Annotated in this window: 25 protein-coding genes; all 25 read right to left on the reverse strand. The window is 46.3% G+C overall.

Annotated elements, in window-relative coordinates; translation table 11 throughout:
• Positions 1-21 precede the first annotated feature (21 nt).
• Positions 22-675, reverse strand: a complete 654-nt coding sequence (locus tag ACT3RN_RS00515) for a phage baseplate assembly protein (protein WP_192518108.1) — start codon at positions 673-675, stop codon at positions 22-24.
• Complete coding sequence (locus ACT3RN_RS00520) at positions 672-1,559, reverse strand: hypothetical protein (RefSeq protein ID WP_192518107.1); 888 nt, start codon at positions 1,557-1,559, stop codon at positions 672-674. Before ACT3RN_RS00520 ends, ACT3RN_RS00515 begins: the two co-directional genes overlap by 4 nt.
• A gap of 70 nt (positions 1,560-1,629) precedes the next feature.
• Positions 1,630-2,136, reverse strand: coding sequence for a hypothetical protein (locus ACT3RN_RS00525; protein WP_444518337.1), 507 nt, complete (start codon positions 2,134-2,136; stop codon positions 1,630-1,632).
• 35 nt (positions 2,137-2,171) lie between these two features.
• Complete coding sequence (locus ACT3RN_RS00530) at positions 2,172-2,798, reverse strand: hypothetical protein (RefSeq protein WP_444518338.1); 627 nt, start codon at positions 2,796-2,798, stop codon at positions 2,172-2,174.
• Positions 2,799-2,877: 79 nt separating this feature from the next.
• Positions 2,878-3,507, reverse strand: a complete 630-nt coding sequence (locus ACT3RN_RS00535) for a hypothetical protein (RefSeq protein WP_444518339.1) — start codon at positions 3,505-3,507, stop codon at positions 2,878-2,880.
• A 1-nt stretch (position 3,508) separates the two neighbouring features.
• Positions 3,509-4,972: a hypothetical protein gene (locus tag ACT3RN_RS00540; protein WP_444518340.1), complete on the reverse strand. Its 1,464-nt coding sequence runs from the start codon at positions 4,970-4,972 to the stop codon at positions 3,509-3,511.
• On the reverse strand, positions 4,956-5,285 hold the full coding sequence (locus ACT3RN_RS00545) for a hypothetical protein (protein ID WP_444518341.1): 330 nt from the start codon (positions 5,283-5,285) through the stop codon (positions 4,956-4,958). Before ACT3RN_RS00545 ends, ACT3RN_RS00540 begins: the two co-directional genes overlap by 17 nt.
• A complete protein-coding gene (locus ACT3RN_RS00550; protein WP_444518342.1) occupies positions 5,282-5,698 on the reverse strand; it encodes a hypothetical protein in 417 nt (138 codons plus the stop codon). The genes ACT3RN_RS00545 and ACT3RN_RS00550 overlap by 4 nt, the downstream gene beginning before the upstream one ends.
• A gap of 32 nt (positions 5,699-5,730) precedes the next feature.
• The gene (locus tag ACT3RN_RS00555; RefSeq protein WP_444518343.1) at positions 5,731-6,276 is read right to left on the reverse strand and encodes a hypothetical protein; all 546 of its coding nucleotides are present in this window, start codon (positions 6,274-6,276) and stop codon (positions 5,731-5,733) included.
• Between the two features lie 143 nt (positions 6,277-6,419).
• On the reverse strand, positions 6,420-7,331 hold the full coding sequence (locus tag ACT3RN_RS00560; RefSeq protein WP_444518344.1) for a hypothetical protein: 912 nt from the start codon (positions 7,329-7,331) through the stop codon (positions 6,420-6,422).
• A gap of 85 nt (positions 7,332-7,416) precedes the next feature.
• The gene (locus ACT3RN_RS00565) at positions 7,417-8,793 is read right to left on the reverse strand and encodes a hypothetical protein (protein WP_444518345.1); all 1,377 of its coding nucleotides are present in this window, start codon (positions 8,791-8,793) and stop codon (positions 7,417-7,419) included.
• Positions 8,794-8,888: 95 nt separating this feature from the next.
• Complete coding sequence (locus ACT3RN_RS00570) at positions 8,889-9,578, reverse strand: hypothetical protein (protein ID WP_444518346.1); 690 nt, start codon at positions 9,576-9,578, stop codon at positions 8,889-8,891.
• Positions 9,575-9,931, reverse strand: coding sequence for a hypothetical protein (locus ACT3RN_RS00575; RefSeq protein ID WP_444518347.1), 357 nt, complete (start codon positions 9,929-9,931; stop codon positions 9,575-9,577). Before ACT3RN_RS00575 ends, ACT3RN_RS00570 begins: the two co-directional genes overlap by 4 nt.
• 78 nt (positions 9,932-10,009) lie before the next feature.
• Complete coding sequence (locus tag ACT3RN_RS00580) at positions 10,010-11,275, reverse strand: hypothetical protein (RefSeq protein ID WP_444518348.1); 1,266 nt, start codon at positions 11,273-11,275, stop codon at positions 10,010-10,012.
• Between the two features lie 73 nt (positions 11,276-11,348).
• The gene (locus ACT3RN_RS00585; protein ID WP_444518349.1) at positions 11,349-12,191 is read right to left on the reverse strand and encodes a hypothetical protein; all 843 of its coding nucleotides are present in this window, start codon (positions 12,189-12,191) and stop codon (positions 11,349-11,351) included.
• A gap of 114 nt (positions 12,192-12,305) precedes the next feature.
• Positions 12,306-14,123, reverse strand: coding sequence for a hypothetical protein (locus ACT3RN_RS00590; protein WP_444518350.1), 1,818 nt, complete (start codon positions 14,121-14,123; stop codon positions 12,306-12,308).
• Positions 14,124-14,279: 156 nt separating this feature from the next.
• Positions 14,280-14,597 carry a hypothetical protein gene (locus ACT3RN_RS00595; protein ID WP_444518351.1) on the reverse strand — a complete coding sequence of 106 codons (318 nt, stop codon included), beginning with the start codon at positions 14,595-14,597 and terminating at the stop codon, positions 14,280-14,282.
• A gap of 3 nt (positions 14,598-14,600) precedes the next feature.
• Complete coding sequence (locus ACT3RN_RS00600) at positions 14,601-15,035, reverse strand: hypothetical protein (RefSeq protein ID WP_444518352.1); 435 nt, start codon at positions 15,033-15,035, stop codon at positions 14,601-14,603.
• Positions 15,028-15,807 (reverse strand): hypothetical protein, encoded by a 780-nt coding sequence (locus tag ACT3RN_RS00605; protein ID WP_444518353.1) that lies wholly within the window; start codon positions 15,805-15,807, stop codon positions 15,028-15,030. The genes ACT3RN_RS00600 and ACT3RN_RS00605 overlap by 8 nt, the downstream gene beginning before the upstream one ends.
• A 4-nt stretch (positions 15,808-15,811) precedes the next feature.
• Positions 15,812-16,033 (reverse strand): hypothetical protein, encoded by a 222-nt coding sequence (locus tag ACT3RN_RS00610; protein ID WP_444518354.1) that lies wholly within the window; start codon positions 16,031-16,033, stop codon positions 15,812-15,814.
• A gap of 67 nt (positions 16,034-16,100) precedes the next feature.
• On the reverse strand, positions 16,101-16,631 hold the full coding sequence (locus tag ACT3RN_RS00615; protein ID WP_444518355.1) for a BRO-N domain-containing protein: 531 nt from the start codon (positions 16,629-16,631) through the stop codon (positions 16,101-16,103).
• An 80-nt stretch (positions 16,632-16,711) separates the two neighbouring features.
• Positions 16,712-17,362 carry a hypothetical protein gene (locus ACT3RN_RS00620; RefSeq protein WP_444518356.1) on the reverse strand — a complete coding sequence of 217 codons (651 nt, stop codon included), beginning with the start codon at positions 17,360-17,362 and terminating at the stop codon, positions 16,712-16,714.
• Between the two features lie 133 nt (positions 17,363-17,495).
• Entirely contained in the window at positions 17,496-18,062 is a 567-nt protein-coding gene (locus ACT3RN_RS00625) for a hypothetical protein (RefSeq protein ID WP_444518357.1), read from the reverse strand.
• Complete coding sequence (locus ACT3RN_RS00630; protein WP_444518358.1) at positions 18,059-19,249, reverse strand: hypothetical protein; 1,191 nt, start codon at positions 19,247-19,249, stop codon at positions 18,059-18,061. The genes ACT3RN_RS00625 and ACT3RN_RS00630 overlap by 4 nt, the downstream gene beginning before the upstream one ends.
• On the reverse strand, positions 19,242-19,547 hold the full coding sequence (locus ACT3RN_RS00635; RefSeq protein ID WP_192518083.1) for a hypothetical protein: 306 nt from the start codon (positions 19,545-19,547) through the stop codon (positions 19,242-19,244). The genes ACT3RN_RS00630 and ACT3RN_RS00635 overlap by 8 nt, the downstream gene beginning before the upstream one ends.
• Position 19,548: the final 1 nt, after the last annotated feature.

Consider the following 19,548-nt stretch of genomic DNA (forward strand, 5'->3'; position numbering starts at 1 on the left):
AATGCTGTGTTCTAGCAAATGTTATTGTGGGCCGCTGGTTGAGCCGCCGCCAGTATCAACGCCGCCATGTTTATGAGATTTAAGCGATATGCCGCCCGCCTTGATATCGCCTGTGGCAGACACACTGCCATTGATTGTCTGGTTGCCGTAAGAGGTGCTATTGCCGTTGACGGTATGGCTGCCAGTGATTGACTGATTGCCTTGCATTGAGTAGTTGCCCACTTGTCCGATGTTGCCTTTAACGCTCGTTTCTGCGGTGACGTTAAAGTTACTGGCATTAAGATTGACGGTGGTTGCATCAATAGTGATGGTTTTGGCTTTAATATGTACCAAGTCTTTAGCGTCCAAGGTTATTCTGGTGCGTGCTAGTAGCTCGATATTTTCTTGACGTATGCGGCGAACATCCACCACCGCTCGCCCTTGCCCGTGACGACGGTAAAAAGCAATCACTGGCATTGAGGTGTCGCCTTGCTCAAAGAACACCCACACATCAGCACCAGCTATCAGCTCGCGCTCTGTGTCCATGTCATCATCGCCTATCGGGTAGGCAATCATGGCGGTGATGCCTTCTTCTACGCCATCCGTAAGCCCTGCGATAGAAACTTTAGCCGTGCGATTGGTGTTGTCGTAGCTGATAAGTTTGGCGGGGTGTATGTATGGTGATACAAGACTCATGATCTATCCTCCACGCCAGCAAGCCACGCTTTTGTTGCCATAACAGCGGGACCGCCTAACGCTCCTGACTCGAATCGGTGCGCGGCGGTTAAGGCTACCAATGTTTTGTTGTCAACCGTTATAAGCTTGCCTGCGTCCAAGCGCTCGTCGAGCTGGCGAGTAATAGTGGCTTTGGTGATAAGTATGCGCCGCAAGTTCTGTAGCTCGCGGTTGTCTGCTCGTGGGTAGTATTCTATTGAGCGCTCAGTCCGTGCTGACCCTAATATATCTGAGCCATTGTCATCAATAGACAGATAATTGACGTTGCCGTGCCGGATAGCGTTCGGATTATTGATCCATTGCACAGCGCTTTTATCAAACAAGGTCGCCGCGCCTATCATTAGCTCGTTTAGGCGAATGACTGACAAACCGTTATTAGTATGACAAATAACCGCCGACTCTTTTTGCAGTGCTTTAGCAATGGCCACGGTTGGCATCTGACCTTTCAGGCAAATAAAGCTGGCAAGTTTGATGTCTTTTTTAATGCGGACTTTAGCGCCCAATGCGCGGTACACCTCGTTAAAGCTGGTATTATCTAGGCTGACTGCCTTTTTGGTGACGCCTAGCAGTGGCTCGCATCCTGATAAGACAGCAATGATATGCAGCGCGGCAATGCGCTTGCCAGCCTTGATAGATTGCTCATTGATAACTTGTGATTTAACGATGGTCAGCGACACGTCTTTAGGGGTGGTCAGCGTCTTATCAATTAATAATAGCTTATGCAATCGATCATCCGCTTTGACGACAAGCTCAATGGTGACAGGTACGGGCACAAGATCAGTGCGATAGATTGCGCTAATTAGATTGGTGCCGATTTGACTGCCATCTTCGAGCTGAATGTTCATAGATTTTTATCATCGCTTGGCATGTTATCAACTACCGCCAACCCAATAGACTCAAAAAACGCTAAAACCTCTATAGTTTCCGCCATGTTGTACTCCAAAATTTATCTTTAAAAAACTCGTCTAAGGCGTTATTTTCGGGAACCTCAACACTAAACGGCTGACACTGGAATGCCTCACGCTTCATCAACTCAAGCGAATCTTTGTAATATTGCAGCGCCTCGCTTGATGACATGCCAGCGGGTTGTACGCCTAAATTCTGTGCTCCCTCCATGCGGCGGGCTTGCACAAGGTCGCAATGAGCGCGAACCACTGGCTCAATAATCAGCCAGTCATCCACACCTAAAACCGTGTTTTCAGTGATTGTGAGTAGCGGCTTAACACACGAGGCGTCGTCTTTTGGACAATGCTGCAACTCACCTGACCAGCCAGCATACTTCTTAGTATTCACGATCATGATCTTAACGACATCGGTAAGCATGACCGAAGAGCCAGTCGTTACTAGCTCTTCGTAAAGCTCCTCGGCGGCATCTTGCAGCGATCCGATAACATGATGGGCGTCTGTGCTAGTGGTGCTCATAACTTAGCCTTGGCTGTATTAATTAAGATTAGGGGTTAACCGAAGATAGTCACGCCGTCTAAACCACCCTGCGGTACTAAACTGCTAAGGCTGCCGAGCGCATTGGTCAAGGTGTCAGCGAATACATCCGCGCCGCTACCGGTTGCGCCAATCTTACCGCTTTGGCCAAAATAGTTATAACGGCATGACGCTTGCACTTGTAAGATTTGACTACGGCTGGCCGCATCGATTTCACCGCCGCCATCGGTAAAGGTGATTGCACAATCAATCAGTTCATACTCACGGCTGCCTTTGATGTTATCGCCGTCACCGACAAAACCGTCATAGATGCGAACGAGTGGCAAAATACCGCCATGTTTAACCGCGATGTCTTCTGCAAACTTTGAGATCGCGCCGGACTCTGTTTCAATTAGCGTCCACTGACCTTCAAAGTTGGTTTTAACCGTACCTGCTACGTGTGCTTGTAGACCGCGCGCATAGTCAACATCAGCGCTATCATTGTGACTGACGATAGGACGCTGAAAGTTTTGAATAAGCAAGTATAGGTTGTTGTAGCCCTCTGGCACTAAAACGGCGTTACACGCCAGCATAGCCGCGCCTAGTGATTTTGCGGTTTCGTACTGTTTGCGGTACGCCTGAGCGCTAGGAGTTTTGGTTTTCATGATCGGCCCTATAAGATGATAAGTAATAGGGCTATTTTGACGTGCTTTGGGCGGGCGGGTTTAGGGGTGTTCCATAGGTTTAGTAAGGCGAAAAGTTAGCGACTTGAAATATCTCACCTGCCAGCGCAACCTGAACGCCCATGTCTTCAGTATCGATACTAACAGCCACCTCTGGCACAATCTGCCACGGCACCAAGCGAGATAGCGTGGGTGCAAGCTCTGATAGCTCAGTGATGTCAGTATCAGAGTCAATCTTGATGCGAATGCGGCTGGTCAAAAATTTTCGCACCCCTTGCGACTCACTTAAATACAAAGGATAGCTACCTGCCTGCGCTATCGAGTGCCAAAGCCTAACTATTTTATTCTGATTTGGGTACAGCATATCAAGCATGAATTGCAAAAAAGCCAGTCCGCGCTCGCTTGCCATCGACTCCCAGTTGGCATAAATAGTGCTCATAAGTTTATCGGACAAGCCCCCGTCATTGCGACGTAGCACTGCCAAGCCGTTAAGCTTGGTAAAACGCTCAACCACAGTGGCGCTACCAAGCCACGGCACACCATAACTATAGATATCATTGAGTTGGTTTACTTGATACTCTTGAACCACAGCAGTAAAAACACCTGCCATTGCCCGCTCAAGCTCGCCCGCCTTATGAGTAAAGGCAAGTGGCGCTAAAAAGTCACTAGCGCTAAGGGTTGTATTGTCCATATCACATCGTCCATATAGCATTACCGCTATCAGCAGTACGGGTTAAGTTGATGGTGATGCTATCGGTATCTAAAAATGCCCATTCATGCGGCTTTACGGGCTGGCTTGCCACATCCTCACCACTGACCGTAAAATCACTAATGCGATCTTGAAAGGCGCTTATCGTTGAGCGTATGCGCGTAGCAATCTCCTGCAAGTTAAAGCCATCTGCATTATGGTGAATAGCAGCCAATGAGCCTTTGCCATACTCCGCCAATAATAGCTCTTTGATCTGCGTGCGTACTGAGTCAATATCATGTACAGCGGCAAGCCTACCTGTAATGCTAATTTGATAAGGACGTTCCACCACCGCCTTCACCCTGACGCGACCATCAAGCAAGCTGTCAGCACGCGCCACTAATTGCTTGATGTCGGTGATAAGCTGCTCACGCTCACCCGCATTGCCAGACTTAGCAACGACCGTTAGGTTTAAGTGGTTAATGTTACTCACATTCACGCCATAGTAGCGCTCATGGATGGTTTCATTCCATATCGCCATATAGTCAAAACGGTTCATAAAATGCTGCATCACCAAAAAGGTAAAGTTACCCATAAAGACCGCGTTTCGGTCATACATAGATGGGAAGCTGGCAAGCAATCTTAGCTGATTAATAGTCAAAGGGTTAGCCCCTGCCCGCACCATGTCACCCGCTTTAAAATATAGGTTTAACTGGCTCTCGTCACTGACATTGATCTCACTAAGCGCGGCTTGTCTTAAACTGCTAGGATCAACCTCTCCGTAGCACTGAGTAATTGCAATTTGGTACACCTCGCCTGCCTGCACCGTCTTGCCAGCTCTATCGCTTGCACCAAATATCACATTAATATTGGTTAGGTTGTCACTTTGCAGCGTGTAGGCTGGCATGTTGATGCCTGCGTTCATAAAGTTTGGCGTGTGCTGATAAACCTCGCCTGTGGTGGTATTAACGACACTAATGCCTGCAAAGTAAGCGTCATCTGTGGTTGACAAGCCAGCGGTATAAAATGACTCATTAAGCGGTATGGTCATATCGACACGATTCACGACACTTTGTTCAGCCAGTACCGTTTTAGACGCACCGCTTGCCACGGTAACTGCTGCTAGTAGCCGCCATTGTCTGCCCGTACCATCTTCAATAAGCCGCCCTTGCGATAAGGTAAGCGTGGCGGCGGCTCTGTTCTCAATCGTTATTTTATGCTGGCAAGGCGTGGCAACGGGCAGTATACCTTTGTTGATAGCGTCAGCAATAATGGTGCGATTTTTTGACTTGATAAACGGCTCAATGGCATTGACATCGTTATCACGTTTTAAAAAAACGACTGCTTCAACGATTGAGGTTAGCATGGCGCGCACGGTAGGATCACCTGCTCGCCAGCGTTCGGCTATCTCTGGATAGTCGTTAATATGACTGTTGATACTCTCAAGTATCTTACTTCGCTCGGACATCGTAATAATCCTGATCTGAATTTTCGGTTTTGGCCTCACCTAAATCTATCGCAATATTGCCAATAAATAGGTACACGTAGAGCTTGTCAAAGTCGCGGGTCTCGGTACTGATATTAAGCTGGCTGTCATCAAGTTGATTGAGTAGCGGTATATCAAGACGTAGCTTTTTAAGGAGCTTGTCTGCATTGTCGCTAGACAGCTCACGTAGCAGCATATTGCGCAAATCAGCACCATAGCTTTGACCAAAATAGCCGTTTGGCGGGGTATCCAGCCAATGATTGACCATCGCTTTTATTTTAGCCGCATCAATCATGAGTACGCGCCCCTTGCTTGGCTTGGCTGCGGCATTGGCTTGTCATCAGTTGCTACCTCAACAGAACCAATAAAGCGGCTATGCTTGACGCAAACGAGTAGCACATACAGCCATATCATAGGAGCACCTACCACAAACATGACAACCAAAAGCCCTATACCGCCTGCACCCCACGTCTGACTTGCCAGCATCAACCCATAAAAGCGCCACAACATAAAGCTTAAGATGGCGATAAAAGGCACAGCGATAATGATGGATGTTTTTAATAACCTGGTGATTGCCATCAAAAATGAGTCAGGCGTGACCAGAGTATTAAGCTCAACGACCCGCGATCGGCAAGCAAAGTATAGGTAGATAAGCGATACCCAAACGGTGCCAGATAAAAACGCATCGACAATATAGCTGTTTTGCATAACAATCCTTACAATACGTGGCTTGTGTCAGCTTACGGCTGGCTGGTTAGATTGGTGAGTTGCTGCTCAAGCCCTGCCTTCTCTTTGGTCTTGATGTCGATAGTCTTATCAAGATCGCCCGCATCGTTGACCAGCTCTTTAAGTTGCTGGGTTTTATTTTTAGGCGCGGGACCGGTGCGCGGCTTGCGTATCTTTTGCTTGGCTCGTGACTTATCGAAGGCTGCTTGACCGGTGCGTAGCATATTACCAAGCGCGGTCACTGAGGCATCAAAAGCAGGTCGGTAGCTGTTATCGTAATCGCCTGATAGTGGCTGCGCCTTGCCGTTGACATCAATACGGAAGATATCGAAGCGCTCAATATCTTTGTTGTCTTCGTCTTTAGCACTGACGACACGCAAATAGATTTTAACGGACTGACCATTCTCAAGTACCATATTGACGGGACGTGCGCTTGCGCCTGATACGCGCGCAGTTTTGCCCACTTCAACAATGGGTATCGCTTGCTTGGTTGATTTTTTTAACTGACTGACAAAGTCTTTAACAAGATGTGTTTTTTCGGTGATATCGGATAGTTTCATGGTGGACCTAGATAGATAGTTGCTGATTTATCTATTGTATCGCTGTCCATGCTGGCTCGTTTGGTGTGTTCCATTGTTGTAGGTAGCAAAAAACCCAGCCATTGCTGACTAGGTTTTTGTTATCACGAATATGCTAGGTGACACTACTTGCCAAAATTGGCCTTAGTATTACGCGCATAACCAGCATTTTTAAGCGCTTGTAGGCGATTTGGGTTACCTTTGTAGATATTAGCTCGCAAGCCTTTGCCAAACGAGCGCATCTGCTTACGAATAGCGGAGGACGTACCAGCCTTGCGACGTGCTTTTTTCAGTCCGGCTCGCTGGCTAGCATTTAGTTTGACTTTACCGCTAATGCGCTTATTGATCGTGACCTTCTTGCCGTTACGGATGGCCTTAACGGCTTTATAGACCAATGTTTTACCATTGACCTTTTTAACGGTTTTCTTGCCAGCGCGCAGTTTTTTCTTAGCAGCGTCAAACTGGTATTCCTCATTCATGCTATCAAAGCTTTCTTCGTCTTCATCATCGCCTTCGTCGTCGCTATAAGCGAATGCTGCGACAAAATCATCAAACGCTTCACCGTCATCTGGCATATTCTCTAACACAGTCTCAGCAGCGGCAAGGCAAGCGGCATCAGCCACTTCAATCTCGTCATCAAACAGATCAGCGATAACCGCATCTTCAACGCCTAGTGTTGATAGCGCATCTGATACATGCGCAGAGAAGGTAACACGGACGTTTTCGTCAATCTCACCCATGTCGCTATCATCGTCATCATCATCAGTAAATGCTTCGATCATAAGACCGTCTAACACCTCACTAGGTAGCAGATCTTCATCGTCATACTCGCCATCGGTAAGTACGGCAGACAGCATAAACGCGACGTTTAAAGCAGCAAGGCGCATCTGACTGGTCGCTGCAATCGCCATGCGCTCAGAGATAGGGTCAAGCTCCATCTTATCGGCGGCTTCTTGCGGGGTTAGTGCGTCAAATTGTGCTTGCGCTTGGTCGTGTTGACGGTTAAGGCGGCGCTGGGTAATAAAATCGCGTGACATAATTTAATCCTTTCAGTGTGGGGTTATAAATAAACAAGGTTGTGACTAGCGCCATGCGATGACGCTAATAAATAAGGCTTAATAACTACTTAGTAACAGTGCCTTCAAAGAATACTTGACGGGCGCATCCTTCAGGACGGCGGCTAAACTTAATATCTGCTTTACTAAACGGGTCATCAGCGCGTGGCGTGATTTGCAATAGATAATACAGACCGCCAAGCTCAGACGGCTGAACCAGTAATCCTGCTGCCACGCACGCATCAAGGGCACGGCTACATTCGTCCTGAGCATCACGCACAAAGCTGGTCATGCCTTTTAGTAAGTGTTTTTTGACGATAGATAGCACAAGATTGGTCGTATAAGTCTCAATCTCGGCGCTATTGGTTAAACGTAAGGCGCTATTTTTACTATCGTACTGAGTGAGCGCGTCACCATAGATCCAACGATCACCACCTTCAAAGCGTTCATTGATAACCACGTTCACGCCAGCGCTGGCAAGTGCGTTTTGCGCCTCTTCATCAAGCGATACGCCTGCCATTTTTTCCATGTCACGAAATGCCACAGGGAAGTCGTAACCAGCAACCGGTCTATTGATAGGCGGTATGCCTGAGCTGTTGGTGCGAGCATTACGTAGTAGCGTTTGGGCTAGTAGATCACCAACGCATGGACGCCATTTTTTACGCGCCAGCACGGTTGTCGCATTGCTTGGGCGTGACTTGTTAGGGTTCCAAAATACCCAAAAACGATGGTCATTAATGCTTAGTGTTTCAGTTAACGCTACGGCTGATTGCCAGTCGGTGATATTGCCGATATCGAGCAATACATGACAGTTGATTTTACCCATCACCTCGGCCAGCGCTTCAATATGAGGTAGGCTGGCCACGTCACAAGTGACTAGGTAGCGTGGACGATCGCGCATGTCTAACAACGAATTTTTAAGCTCTGTTGGTGTCAGGTCGGTTACGGTGCTGGCTGGTACGGCCAACTCAACTTGTTTGGTGCGATAAGCGCCAAGCTCGTTTAATGCGCCCATGGTTTCAAGCGCTGTTTTGATCGCTTCTGCCTTGCTTGCGCTATAACTGGTCGTGACAGACTCAAAAAAATCATATTGGCTATCCAATGCGCCGTAAAAGTCTAGCTTGCTTGTGATATAACCAAAATTATCGGCGTGCTGTTCTTCTAGTGCTTCAACGCCGCCGCCAGTGTATAAACGGCCTTTTAATTCCGTTATCGTACTGCCGTCGATCTTGTCATTAAAGCCGATCTTAAAAACAAGGTTGTCCAAGGGGTCGGCTGCGGTAGTAAGGGTTTTTTGATCAACCGCCATGACTTTTGCTACGACGTTTGAGTCAAAAGCGTATTCCGTGACAAGCTCTACGCTTGCCAGCGCTGCGGGATCAGGTGATTCCGTCAGTGCCATAGAAGACGCTAGAATACTTAAATAAAGGGTCTGAGCGCTCATAATAAAATGCCTATACTGAGTAGTGATAGCTCAGTATAGGCAAGGTTTGATTTAGGCTTTTAGGGGTGTTCCATTAAAGCGCACGGCGTTAAAATCTATGCTGGCGCTGGCGTTGCTATTATAGTAAAGTCTGATTTAAAAATGATGGTATCGGTCGCTTTATCATAAACCGCTTGCGATAATCCGTTTTCATCAAGCGCTGGCCATTGGCTGACAAGCATTTCTTTCACCGCATCAAAAACATCAATGTGAAGGTCATGGTCGCCTCGGTACAAATTCTCTACTTCCTCAGCGGTACATCGGTGTAGCGTTAGCGTTGCTGGTTGATGATTAATACGCAATCCTGTGTAATTAAAGTTTGCGTCATTAGAGCCTGCATGGTCGTCAATCAGTGTTTGTAGCTCGTTGATTGGTGTTGCATTTACCATGTCTACCCAGTCTGACGGCAGCGCATCTGCACCTAAAACCAAATCTGAGCTAAAGGAACTTAAAAAACCTTTTAATGTATATTCATTAAAGGCGGCCATTACCATTATATTGTTTGGTGGAAAAATATTTGTACCGATAACCATTCGAGCGCCAATAGGGCGTAAGCCTGTTTTGGAAAACAAATCCCAACTGGCGCGAGATTCGCTATTTATAAAATATGGACTCAACAAAGAGAATACCGCTATTTGCTCATACTGAATGTCTAACGGATCGTCATTATTTGTATCGACATAACTTTGGATAACTGGTAAGTCATCGTTAATCTGAACTTTTAAACATGCTGCTGCGCCTATCATCTCATTTCCTCCGGTTTTTTAATAAATATTCCTGTTACGGGAATAACGGCTATATAGCTAACCTTGTTCTTCTTAGCGGGTGCGCCGCCACCAGTACGCAAGATGCTTACCTCGCTGATCCCCCGCTTGAACGCGTCCTCTACCGCAAGGTAGCTTGGATTAGAAGGGTCATGGCCTAGCAGCGCTTTGTAATTGCTGGCGGTCACTTTAAACGGCTTATCCATACGCCCGCGTTTAAATCGGCCAACGATCACACCATTGACCAATGACGGCAGGCTAGTACCTTCTGTCTTGTCGATAACGCCTTGATATTGCACGCCAGCGGCGCTACCTAGTGTTTTACTTTCAATCATAACAAAATGCCTATACTGAGTAGTGATAGCTCAGTATAGGCTTGGTTTGGTTTGTGGTTTTAGCGGTGTTCCGAACGGTTAATACCCTTCCCAATTCCCTATAGCGCATGACTTCATTGTAATATCTTGGCCAAACGCAAGATACACAAGGTCATTATTACTGTTTTCGGTCACTGCAAATTCAATCGTGTGAGGTGTCGGGCTTACCACGCTAAGTTGGTCGCGAGTGAATGGCGGCGCACTTTCAGCACCATAAAGGTCTAAGCCTTGATAAGACCTTAAGCCTTGATAAGACCTATTAAACGCCCCATGCCCACCACCACCATCGATATTGAACATCGGCCAATCATTGTGGAATATTGAATTAAGAAACTCATAAACTGAGTTCCATTCGCTAGCTGGCGCGGTGTAAAGCTGCCAAGGCTCACCGTTAATGCGATATTTTGCATGAACATCGCCAATTATCATCGGGCTATTATTAACATCGTCTTTCATTGTAAAAAAGGTTGGCGTACAGACATTAGGGTCGTTATATTCTTCTATCACCGCGCAACTATGAATGGTTAGCGTGGACGCGCCGCTATCACCGCCTATCATGCTGGAAAACATATCGTGTTCGGGGCTAACGCCGTCTGTCGGCTTAAAGGTTAGCCAGTTATGCTGCTTGGTTAGAACGTAAGGCGGTGTGATTTTTCTATGGCCGCCGCTAAACAATTCTAAATCCATTAAGTTATGGCCGCCGCTAAACAATTCTAAATCCATTAAGTTAATGACGCCTTGGTCGGGCGTTAAAATCATACCCTCGCTATCAATGCCGCATATAGCTCCTTTGTTGGAATCAGTCAACTGCACCGCCCCATGGGGGTAATCAAAAAACACGATTTTTTTCCCACTTGAGTCAAAAAGGGTTTCTGCAAAAAAGTCTGCGCCCTCGCTGGAAGGGGGTAATTTATAAGTCTTAAATTCACCGCCATTGCGACTCACTGTCACAAAATAATCGGGCACTACTTCGCGGTCGAACGACGGTAGCGACATTTCTGCAAAGTTTGCGACGCATTTAATAGCCGCATCACCTATGCCACCAGTACGCAAGATACTTACCTCGCTAATCCCTCGCTTAAACGCGTCCTCAACGGCTAAATAACTGGGATTAGATGGGTCATGGCCTAGCAGCGCTTTGTAATTGCTGGCGGTCACTTTAAATGGTTTATCCATGCGTCCACGCTTAAACTTGCCAGCGATCACGCCATTAACGGTAGAAGGCAATGCTGTGCCCTCGCTTTTATCTATAACGCCTTGGTTTTGGATGCCAACCGCTGCGCCTAAAATATTACTCTCAATCATGATAAATCCTTAAAGTGAAATAGCTAATTATAGTGAGTGACCACAAGCCAGCAGCCACTCAATAAAATGGCGCTTAGTTGGTGACGGTCAATTTTTCGCCGCGTGTATGATTGTATTGAGCAATATTGCGCAATACCTGATCTTTAGTGGCATAGCCTTTGATGTAAATCTTAGTGATCTCGCCAGCCTTAACCAGCGTGCTAGTAGCAGGCTCTAGCATATTAAAGCCGCCATTGTTTTTAACTTCCACAAACTCAGCTTCGCTTACGGGCGCTTCGGAAGTCGTTTTGTTATCGGGTGCTGAGCCATCGACGGCTGGGTTACTATCTGTTTTTGCTGACTGGTTAACTTCGTTTGCGCTAATGTCATTGCTGTTACCAGTATTCGACGGCGCATCACTGTCGGCAGCGTCAGCCACTCCATTAGACTTTTCACTGTCGTCCGTGCTTGCGCTATCGGAGATGGTATCGGCGTTTGCTTCACCATTGACCTGAGCGCCATGCTCATCGCTAGTATCATCTTGAACCGTCTGTGCATTTTCATTGCTATCGCCTTTGTTGATTGAGGTTACTGATTCATTAGAGTTGCTAGTATTGCTATCGCCACCGCCGTTACCACCAGTATCAGTATCAACGCTAGTATCGTCATCAGCGCTGCTATCAGTAGTCTGAGCGCCATTAACAACTTCTTTAGTATCGTCTTTAGTTTCTGTGTCATTGTCACTCTCAAGCGTGCCTTGATGGTCAAGTAAGCGCCACACTAGGGCGGCTTTATTGTCTGCGCTCAAGAACTCAACGTCGGCCTCTATAAGCTGCATTTCAAGCTTGTCTACAGTGTTGTTGTCGTACACTTTTTTAAATTCAGGGCTTTGTTCAAACGCCTTGATATTGTCGGGTAGCGCCTTTGCTTCTGACATGAGGTTGATCCTTGTAATGGGTAATAAATCTTAATGTATTTAGTTAAAAAACCTTGCTGCCAGCTATGACAACAAGGTTTTAGTGGCTATACCGTTTTACTGCTTACTAGCGGCTTAAAGCGCTGGCAAGTTAATCATCTCAATAAGCATGAACTGGTTGGCAAAACGAGGGATTGGGTTCGTTTCAGCAGCAGTACGGCTATAGATAGCCACGTCTTTCTCGTAAGCGTTACCATTAGAAGTCATAACCATTGGCGGTACAGCAACCATACCAACAAACGGTGCTTGTGCTGGACTGATAGCGCGTGGCACCAGTAAAGCATGAGCCGTGGTAGATGAACCCGTCTCATTAAATACGCCCATAGACTTAGGCACATAATAGACGTTAGCACCGCTGGTTTTTAGTGTACCGATACGGTAGATGCTGGTTTGATCGCCTGCACTCTGACCTGTTGATGTGTAGTTCTCACCACTTAAGCCTGAGAAGAATGCTTGCCCGCGATCTGAGACATACAAGTCATAACCGCCGACCGCTAAGTTAATAGCCGTTGACAAGCGAGTGCGCGCCATACCAAGAGTGATGTTAATGTTGGCAAAAGCATCAGCGATATTAGTCGGTGATACGCCGCCTTTGGTGAAGTCAAACGTCACCACACGGCCAGTTTCAGGGTCTTGGTTAGACAGACACATATTGATAGCGGTACGAAGTAAGCGACCCGTCTGCTCAAAATACTGTTTCTGCATGGCGATAGTTTGTACTGCACCGAACCAAGATAAACCAAGCTCATTCATAAGCTGGGTGATCGCATCGATAGTAGCGACTGAGCGCGAACGGCTTGGGAAGGCGTAGATTGAACGATGACCAAATTCCATGTCGATTGATGGCTCACGTAAAATCTGATTGCCATTGTCGTCTTTACGCTCATAGTCAAAGAATAATTCAACCGTTACGTCGTCTTCAGCAGGCTCAGCACCAGCAGAGATATCGAACTGTACTTTAACTTCGTGAGTATCAAGATCAGCGGTTGCGCTGGTTAAGATATAAGTATCGGAGCCAATAGTAATCTCATCAATCGGCTGAAGGGTGCTGATACCAGAAGTTGTTGGATGACGACGGCTTTCGTCGCTACCAATCTTAATACCTTTTACAAATACCGAAACACGGCCACCCAAGAATGGCGCTTTGGTAGATGAGGTATCAACTTTAAACTGGGTAGTCTTATCCGCTTTAACGCTGGCAGTGTAGGCCACATGCGAGGTTAAGCTAAACGCACCAGTAGCACCTTTGTCCATCGTTAAGATATGACGGTTTTCAGTGTAAGGCATACCCGCCTTGTCACCGTCCATCGCGTCGCCTTTACGCATAACGCCCATGTTCATGCCAGCTACCGCCGTACCGAATACGATAGGTAGCTCGTTTGATCCCATAGGGTTAGGTAGCATAGACACTAGCGGCAAGCTGTTAGCGATACCATAAGTGATAACCACTTGTGTTGCGGCTGGCACGACTGATAACGCTTCGTGATGACCTAGTGACAAGCTATCAAAAGTAGGTTCTACGGTTGAATCGTACTGGTCAGCACCACCAAAAGGCATAGCAGCAGTTGCTAATGCGGCGGCCACAACATAAGCTGACGGCTCTTCACCACCATTACGGCGCTTATACTCAATGATACCCTCACTGATACCATCAAAAATCGCTTCAGGGTGATCTTTAATGACGGAATGGCTAAGCATACGCTGCATAGAAGAAGGTAGCTTGCTAAAGCCTACACTGCGATCAGAGTGTTCGTTCTGAGCTAGCATAGAGTCAAACGCGGCGACTTCTTGACCCGCATTCGCTTTATTGGTGAAGATGTGCATGATACCGCGCGTGGCTTGCACCTCTTTATGGGCGGCATCGTTTAACTCTCGTGCTTGTTTCTCTTGCATGGGGATAATCCTATACGGTTGGGTTGGTCAGGTGATTACTAATATAAATACCAATACTGATATGCTTATAGTAATGCCTAGCCAAACGGCTCGTTTAGGGGTGTTCCATACAGCAAAAAGCCAGCGGTTAGGCTGGCTTGATGGTTGGCTACTGGTTTACATCATAGGTAATATTTCATACTTAATGGGTCGGATGGGCGGCGGTATTGGACTATAAAATAGATTGAAGTCACCTTGCTGTCGTGGTGCTGGCAAAAAGTTTTCACGATACATAGTCATGTCATCGGCAACGCTTTCATTAATTATAACCACATTATCACCAAATAAAAGTGTGTCGGTTATCTCGTGATAGATAACATCAAGCCTTTTAGCGGCTTTGATTCTTGCGTAATTACTAGAATTAACCTCAACAAGCCCAAAGCTTCTAGGTATCTCATTGCCGAAATTCCAAATTTCACTAATGCCAGTTTTCATAAATTACTCGCTAATAAAATCTAGTGGTTCGATAAATTTACTTTTTGATACGTAGGTGGGCAGCGCCATTTCCAGGTAGCGGCTTTCATGCCCGCGCTGTAATAAGTCATAAGCATCTTGAGGACCTACTACTGGCTCGGGGGAGGTGCTAATACTTCTTAATTGCCACTCGATCGCTCTATGCGATGGTGATTTAGCCCATAAACCTACACACAACCTAATATCATCGTCTGCCGTCGGTATCTTGTAGTACAAAGCATATAGGCGGTCAATACCAGACTCAAACGCCTCGTTAAAGCCTACCCATACGCGACGCTCAGCTAGGGTTACGTGCATATAATGCTTGCAGCCCGTCTGACGGCTTTTTGAGATAATATCGCCTATATCGCGCTGTCTTAGCCTGATCGTGTCGTTGTATTCTGTGTAGTGTCTAGTCATTAGAAATCACCTTTTCTGACATCTCTTTGAAGTAAGCTTGCATGGAGCCACCCTCATCAGTGAACCACTCGCCAGCATGACAATGAATAGCAAATCTTTTGCGAAGGTCTGACTCTAAATCTTCGTTAACCACATATAGTATTTCTAAATTACTGCCTTCTATATATCGCAACAAAGAAACCGACTTGCTAGGGTTTTCAGACACCCCTATTTTATATAGGTTGTTATTTGGATTGTACACTAAATAGGTTTTGACACTCTTCGCTTTAGCTTCCATATCGCGCTGCATGGAACGACTAAATAAAGCAGCGTCCTTCTGAGTGAATCTCCGCGCCTGACCTAAGCTACTAATAATCATATCTTTAGTACGCTGGCAAGTATCAAGCTGCTCATCTATGAAGTTTTTATATACCATATTTATTTGATGTAGAGTCACATCGCTAAACGGCACTTGATCCTTAGTGTCTAGGCGCATGTTAAACCCGCCCTTAGTGATTTCTAAATAGTCTTGGTTGGTGCTTTTGACATCAAAGCCATGATATTTTAGCGCTTGGCTAAACTCGCGAATAGCCAGCTCTTTTATATTTTCAGGTATTTCAAAGTTATCGGTGCCAATAAGCGGATCAAGCTCTTTTAGCCTGCCATCCTTGGTAAGCGTGGCAACTATTTGCGTCGTGCGCATTTCATAAAACCTGATTCGCTCTTGAGTCAGGTAGGTATTGACTGGCCCTATCTCGTAAGGCGGCATCTTTATCCTTGGGTCTGTACTCATATCATCACTCGCTTGTCGACTTATTGCTGTCATGAAAGGCTTGCAGATAATCAATAAATGACGGTATGTCATCTCGACTCAACATGAATGATTGATCTGGGTAGTCAGGGATGTTAAAGCTTAATTGCGTACACTCTTGACCATGATTGCTATTAATGGGTTTGACCAGTACAGCGTGATAACCACCATTATATATATCTAGTTGTTCGTTATTTCTATCTATCATGTCATTACTCGCTTATCATCTGCTATTAAGTGCTGGCAAGCATCATTCATACTTGCCAGCGTAAGACTTACTTGTCATCTAGGTTTGGCAGTTGCGGCTGTATGCACTCCATAATGGTATTGATAGCGTCGTCATACACCATTTTATCGCCTTTCCATTTGTTTAAACCATAGCCGTGACCGCTAGCCTTATCGGATTCAATAGCGCGGATTGCATAAACCGCATCTAGCGACTGTTGGACGCTAAGTGGTAATTTTTTACTCGCAATGTCGCCCTCTATCAAGTCTAGCACCCAAACCCTAAAGTCCTTAGCTACTTTGCTTCGTGCAAACATAGCTATTAGGTGGCAACCTCTTAATGAAAATACGCGGGTTTTTGTCGCCAAGCCCAGTGTTTTCAACGGCGTGGTCGTATTGACCAGTGCTGCCATACTTGGTGTAAACTCGTCATTATGCTTATTGTAGATGCGAGATACTGCCCTATCATCAGCATAACCTAGTGCCTCGGCTAATTGCTTGGCTGTAAACCATGTTTGACTATCGCCATTATCTACTGCCGTCAAATCGACATTGTTAAAACTTAATGATACTATACTCATGTTAATTTCCTTTAGTTTGGGATTGACAGCCTCATGCGATTCTTTAGTAGGTAGCGCATGGGGCTTTTTTGTGTCTGCTACTAACTGTCTGTTTCTGGGACTGCTTTTAACATCCCAAAGTACAAGCCTTGCTCGTTCATTTTAGACTCTATAGCTCTTAGGGATTTAGTGCCGATACTATCCTGCATACCTAACCATTCTTGATTTCTGGCAACCAAGTCTTTGATTGTATAGACACCCGCGGCATTTAAACACGTTCTATTCCAGTCGCTCATCAAGTAATCTATAGGCTCGTTAAACCTAGGGTCAGCCAACATAATTTCGCGCTCAGCATTAACGCGCTTTAAGCACTGTTCTTTACTTTCATCAGGTAGCATCGCCACCCAATCAGCCATGTTTTTAGGCATTTGGACATGGCCTCGCATCGTACTATGTTGACGGTACATATCACCGCGCAAAGATACGTCAATTTTATCCACAGTCATGATAAAAGGCGGCTCGCTTTCGCACCTACCAGTACCAGAATGATATATTTTTCCAGGGTTTAGACATAACCAGTTCTGACCAACTCTCACACTATCCTTTATGTGGCTAACCTCATCATTAGCTGAATTATAGAGCGTAGGCTTGTTGTTAATTCTAACGATAGACTCCAGCTCTTCTATTTTACTGTTTAGTCTAGCAATCTCATTAATAAGAGACTGATTGATAATAATTTCGTTTTGTGACACTCGACACCCCTTTACATTAGCAATTAATGCCATAATATAACATAAATATAGGGGTGTGTATTAGAAATAAACCCCTATATTTTTAATATAAGGGTATGTTTTTACATAAAGCCATACAGACAAAGGCTATTAGCTACTCATAAGGCACTGCCACATCCGCCACGTCTTCTTCATCAAACGCATCAAGATAGTTTAAATCAAAGCGCTGCGCTAAGGCGTATTTTTTGCCATGACTTGCCAGCATCGACTGCCCCATGATGCCTGTAACCTCGTGATATTCCTTGTGATTGTTGAGCATAAAACAAAACAAGTCGCCCTTCTCTGGCGTCCAGTTTGGCTTAAGTTTAATGCGATCATCACCTTCTAGCGATATGTCGTAAGGCTCAACGAGTGCCATTGAAGACAACTCCTCACTGGTGACAAACATACCGCCATCGTGAAACGCACCGCCTAAGCTATCAAGTATCAATACCATGGCATGGCCTAGTGGCTCATAATCAATGGCGTGCTCATCGCTGTCGCTCACTGTACCAAGTCCTGACCAGGTGACAAAATCACGGCTATCATCACCAGTGTTGACTGGCAATACCACACGCCTGAAGGCAAAAACAGGTATCACCGACTGACTACGCAAGGTAATGATGCGATTGGTGAGCGCTTGCCCGCTTGCGACCAGCTCGTTTTCTATTCTTAAACTCACGTATTACCCCACTTACCTTGATAGGTATTAATCTCGGTTTGATATATCTCTTTAAAGTTGTCTGGCACGCCTTTTTTGCCTATCTGCCCTTTCGCGTACTGGTAGCTGGCTCGTTCTGCTTGTGTCGGCTGATTGGGTGACTTAGCTTGCGCGCGTTTTTGCTCAGCCTTGATCTGTTTCTCAGCCTTAATTGCTGCTTGCTTAATCTTTTTAGACCAGTGAAGGCGACCATTCCAGTTGTTAAGCGCCTCGGTCTGCCTTGCTGCTTCACGCTCTAATTGCTTAGACGTTTGACGGTGAGGCTTGATCTTGTTGCTGGCCTTGGCAATATCGTCCGTGGCGTACCCTTTCACCTTGGCAATCATGTGCGGACTGGTCAAGTGCTTCATGACTCGCAAGACATGCTTGCAAGCCACGCCCGTTAATTTAGGGTTGCGAGTTGAGGGGTAGCGGTTCTCGTCTATGCCAAAGTTATATTTGCCCACAGTGGCAAGGTAGCGATACCAGTAGCGGTGACGGCCACAATCGCAATCAAAGTTAATCTTACCATCAATGACCGCTTTTTTGACATCGACCACACTAGGCGCACGGGTACGGCCTAGTAGTAGCTCAGGATAATCTAGTAATTGCACTGAGACATAATGATGCGTGTCTGGGCTACCAATACCGGCATTAGTAACAAACTTAATTATGTTACCCTGGCGCTTAAAAACGCTGGCTAGAAATATCTGAGTATTGGCGCGGTTGATATCTTCACGCCTTGATTGATTGATAACATCGGTTGGGGTTATGCCGCCTAAAAATTTGCTTGATGCGGCTTTGACATTGGCAAGGTAGGCATCAAGCACCGCCGCGTTCATGGTTTTCTTAAGCTCGTTATTACGCTTGGTATCGCCTAATGTGAACTCAAGTAGCTCGCTGGCACTGATACCAGCACGGCTTTTTGCGGACTTGATAAGCGAGGCAAGTTGGCGATTATTTAGCCGCTTGCCAGCCTCGATATCCTGCATCGTTTCTTTGAGGTACTTGTTATGAGTGCTGGCATGTTTACGCTGATCGCCCACGCTTTTACCAGTACGCAATCGCCACTGTCTAAGCTCGTCAAGCGTCATGGCATTGGTTTTACGATCTTGCCAGCTTGTGCTGTCCTCGCGCTCTTCGCTTAGATAGTTGGTAGGTTCAGCCATTAATTACCCCGTCTATCAGTCCGCTATTGGTGTAAGTACGCTTGATTTGCGCTAGGCTGGCGGGTAATGGCAAGTAGATGCGGCGATTGGGTAACGCCTCACCTACTCTATTCGTGCCAGCGCATAGCATGACGACATCTGCATTATCACGGTTGCCATAAGCACGGTAAGCGATTAGCGTTGGGTCGTGTATCTCGTCACGCCCCACGTCCCAGATAATGAGCTTGTCGGTACGCCCACGCCTGACCAGAAGGTCAACGTGAGATCGGACGGCGTTTAGGTAGATATTGGTTAGCATG

This window comes from Psychrobacter sp. AOP5-GZ1-6 (assembly GCF_052376345.1).
Lineage (GTDB): Bacteria > Pseudomonadota > Gammaproteobacteria > Pseudomonadales > Moraxellaceae > Psychrobacter.

What these genes read in the sequence shown, in the direction of transcription:
- ACT3RN_RS00515 (WP_192518108.1), bottom strand. Translation starts at nt 675, where the DNA reads ATGAGTCTTGTATCACCATACATACACCCCGCCAAACTTATCAGCTAC.
- ACT3RN_RS00520 (WP_192518107.1), bottom strand. Translation starts at nt 1,559, where the DNA reads ATGAACATTCAGCTCGAAGATGGCAGTCAAATCGGCACCAATCTAATT.
- ACT3RN_RS00525 (WP_444518337.1), bottom strand. Translation starts at nt 2,136, where the DNA reads ATGAGCACCACTAGCACAGACGCCCATCATGTTATCGGATCGCTGCAA.
- ACT3RN_RS00530 (WP_444518338.1), bottom strand. Translation starts at nt 2,798, where the DNA reads ATGAAAACCAAAACTCCTAGCGCTCAGGCGTACCGCAAACAGTACGAA.
- ACT3RN_RS00535 (WP_444518339.1), bottom strand. Translation starts at nt 3,507, where the DNA reads ATGGACAATACAACCCTTAGCGCTAGTGACTTTTTAGCGCCACTTGCC.
- ACT3RN_RS00540 (WP_444518340.1), bottom strand. Translation starts at nt 4,972, where the DNA reads ATGTCCGAGCGAAGTAAGATACTTGAGAGTATCAACAGTCATATTAAC.
- ACT3RN_RS00545 (WP_444518341.1), bottom strand. Translation starts at nt 5,285, where the DNA reads ATGATTGATGCGGCTAAAATAAAAGCGATGGTCAATCATTGGCTGGAT.
- ACT3RN_RS00550 (WP_444518342.1), bottom strand. Translation starts at nt 5,698, where the DNA reads ATGCAAAACAGCTATATTGTCGATGCGTTTTTATCTGGCACCGTTTGG.
- ACT3RN_RS00555 (WP_444518343.1), bottom strand. Translation starts at nt 6,276, where the DNA reads ATGAAACTATCCGATATCACCGAAAAAACACATCTTGTTAAAGACTTT.
- ACT3RN_RS00560 (WP_444518344.1), bottom strand. Translation starts at nt 7,331, where the DNA reads ATGTCACGCGATTTTATTACCCAGCGCCGCCTTAACCGTCAACACGAC.
- ACT3RN_RS00565 (WP_444518345.1), bottom strand. Translation starts at nt 8,793, where the DNA reads ATGAGCGCTCAGACCCTTTATTTAAGTATTCTAGCGTCTTCTATGGCA.
- ACT3RN_RS00570 (WP_444518346.1), bottom strand. Translation starts at nt 9,578, where the DNA reads ATGATAGGCGCAGCAGCATGTTTAAAAGTTCAGATTAACGATGACTTA.
- ACT3RN_RS00575 (WP_444518347.1), bottom strand. Translation starts at nt 9,931, where the DNA reads ATGATTGAAAGTAAAACACTAGGTAGCGCCGCTGGCGTGCAATATCAA.
- ACT3RN_RS00580 (WP_444518348.1), bottom strand. Translation starts at nt 11,275, where the DNA reads ATGATTGAGAGTAATATTTTAGGCGCAGCGGTTGGCATCCAAAACCAA.
- ACT3RN_RS00585 (WP_444518349.1), bottom strand. Translation starts at nt 12,191, where the DNA reads ATGTCAGAAGCAAAGGCGCTACCCGACAATATCAAGGCGTTTGAACAA.
- ACT3RN_RS00590 (WP_444518350.1), bottom strand. Translation starts at nt 14,123, where the DNA reads ATGCAAGAGAAACAAGCACGAGAGTTAAACGATGCCGCCCATAAAGAG.
- ACT3RN_RS00595 (WP_444518351.1), bottom strand. Translation starts at nt 14,597, where the DNA reads ATGAAAACTGGCATTAGTGAAATTTGGAATTTCGGCAATGAGATACCT.
- ACT3RN_RS00600 (WP_444518352.1), bottom strand. Translation starts at nt 15,035, where the DNA reads ATGACTAGACACTACACAGAATACAACGACACGATCAGGCTAAGACAG.
- ACT3RN_RS00605 (WP_444518353.1), bottom strand. Translation starts at nt 15,807, where the DNA reads ATGAGTACAGACCCAAGGATAAAGATGCCGCCTTACGAGATAGGGCCA.
- ACT3RN_RS00610 (WP_444518354.1), bottom strand. Translation starts at nt 16,033, where the DNA reads ATGATAGATAGAAATAACGAACAACTAGATATATATAATGGTGGTTAT.
- ACT3RN_RS00615 (WP_444518355.1), bottom strand. Translation starts at nt 16,631, where the DNA reads ATGAGTATAGTATCATTAAGTTTTAACAATGTCGATTTGACGGCAGTA.
- ACT3RN_RS00630 (WP_444518358.1), bottom strand. Translation starts at nt 19,249, where the DNA reads ATGGCTGAACCTACCAACTATCTAAGCGAAGAGCGCGAGGACAGCACA.
- ACT3RN_RS00635 (WP_192518083.1), bottom strand. Translation starts at nt 19,547, where the DNA reads ATGCTAACCAATATCTACCTAAACGCCGTCCGATCTCACGTTGACCTT.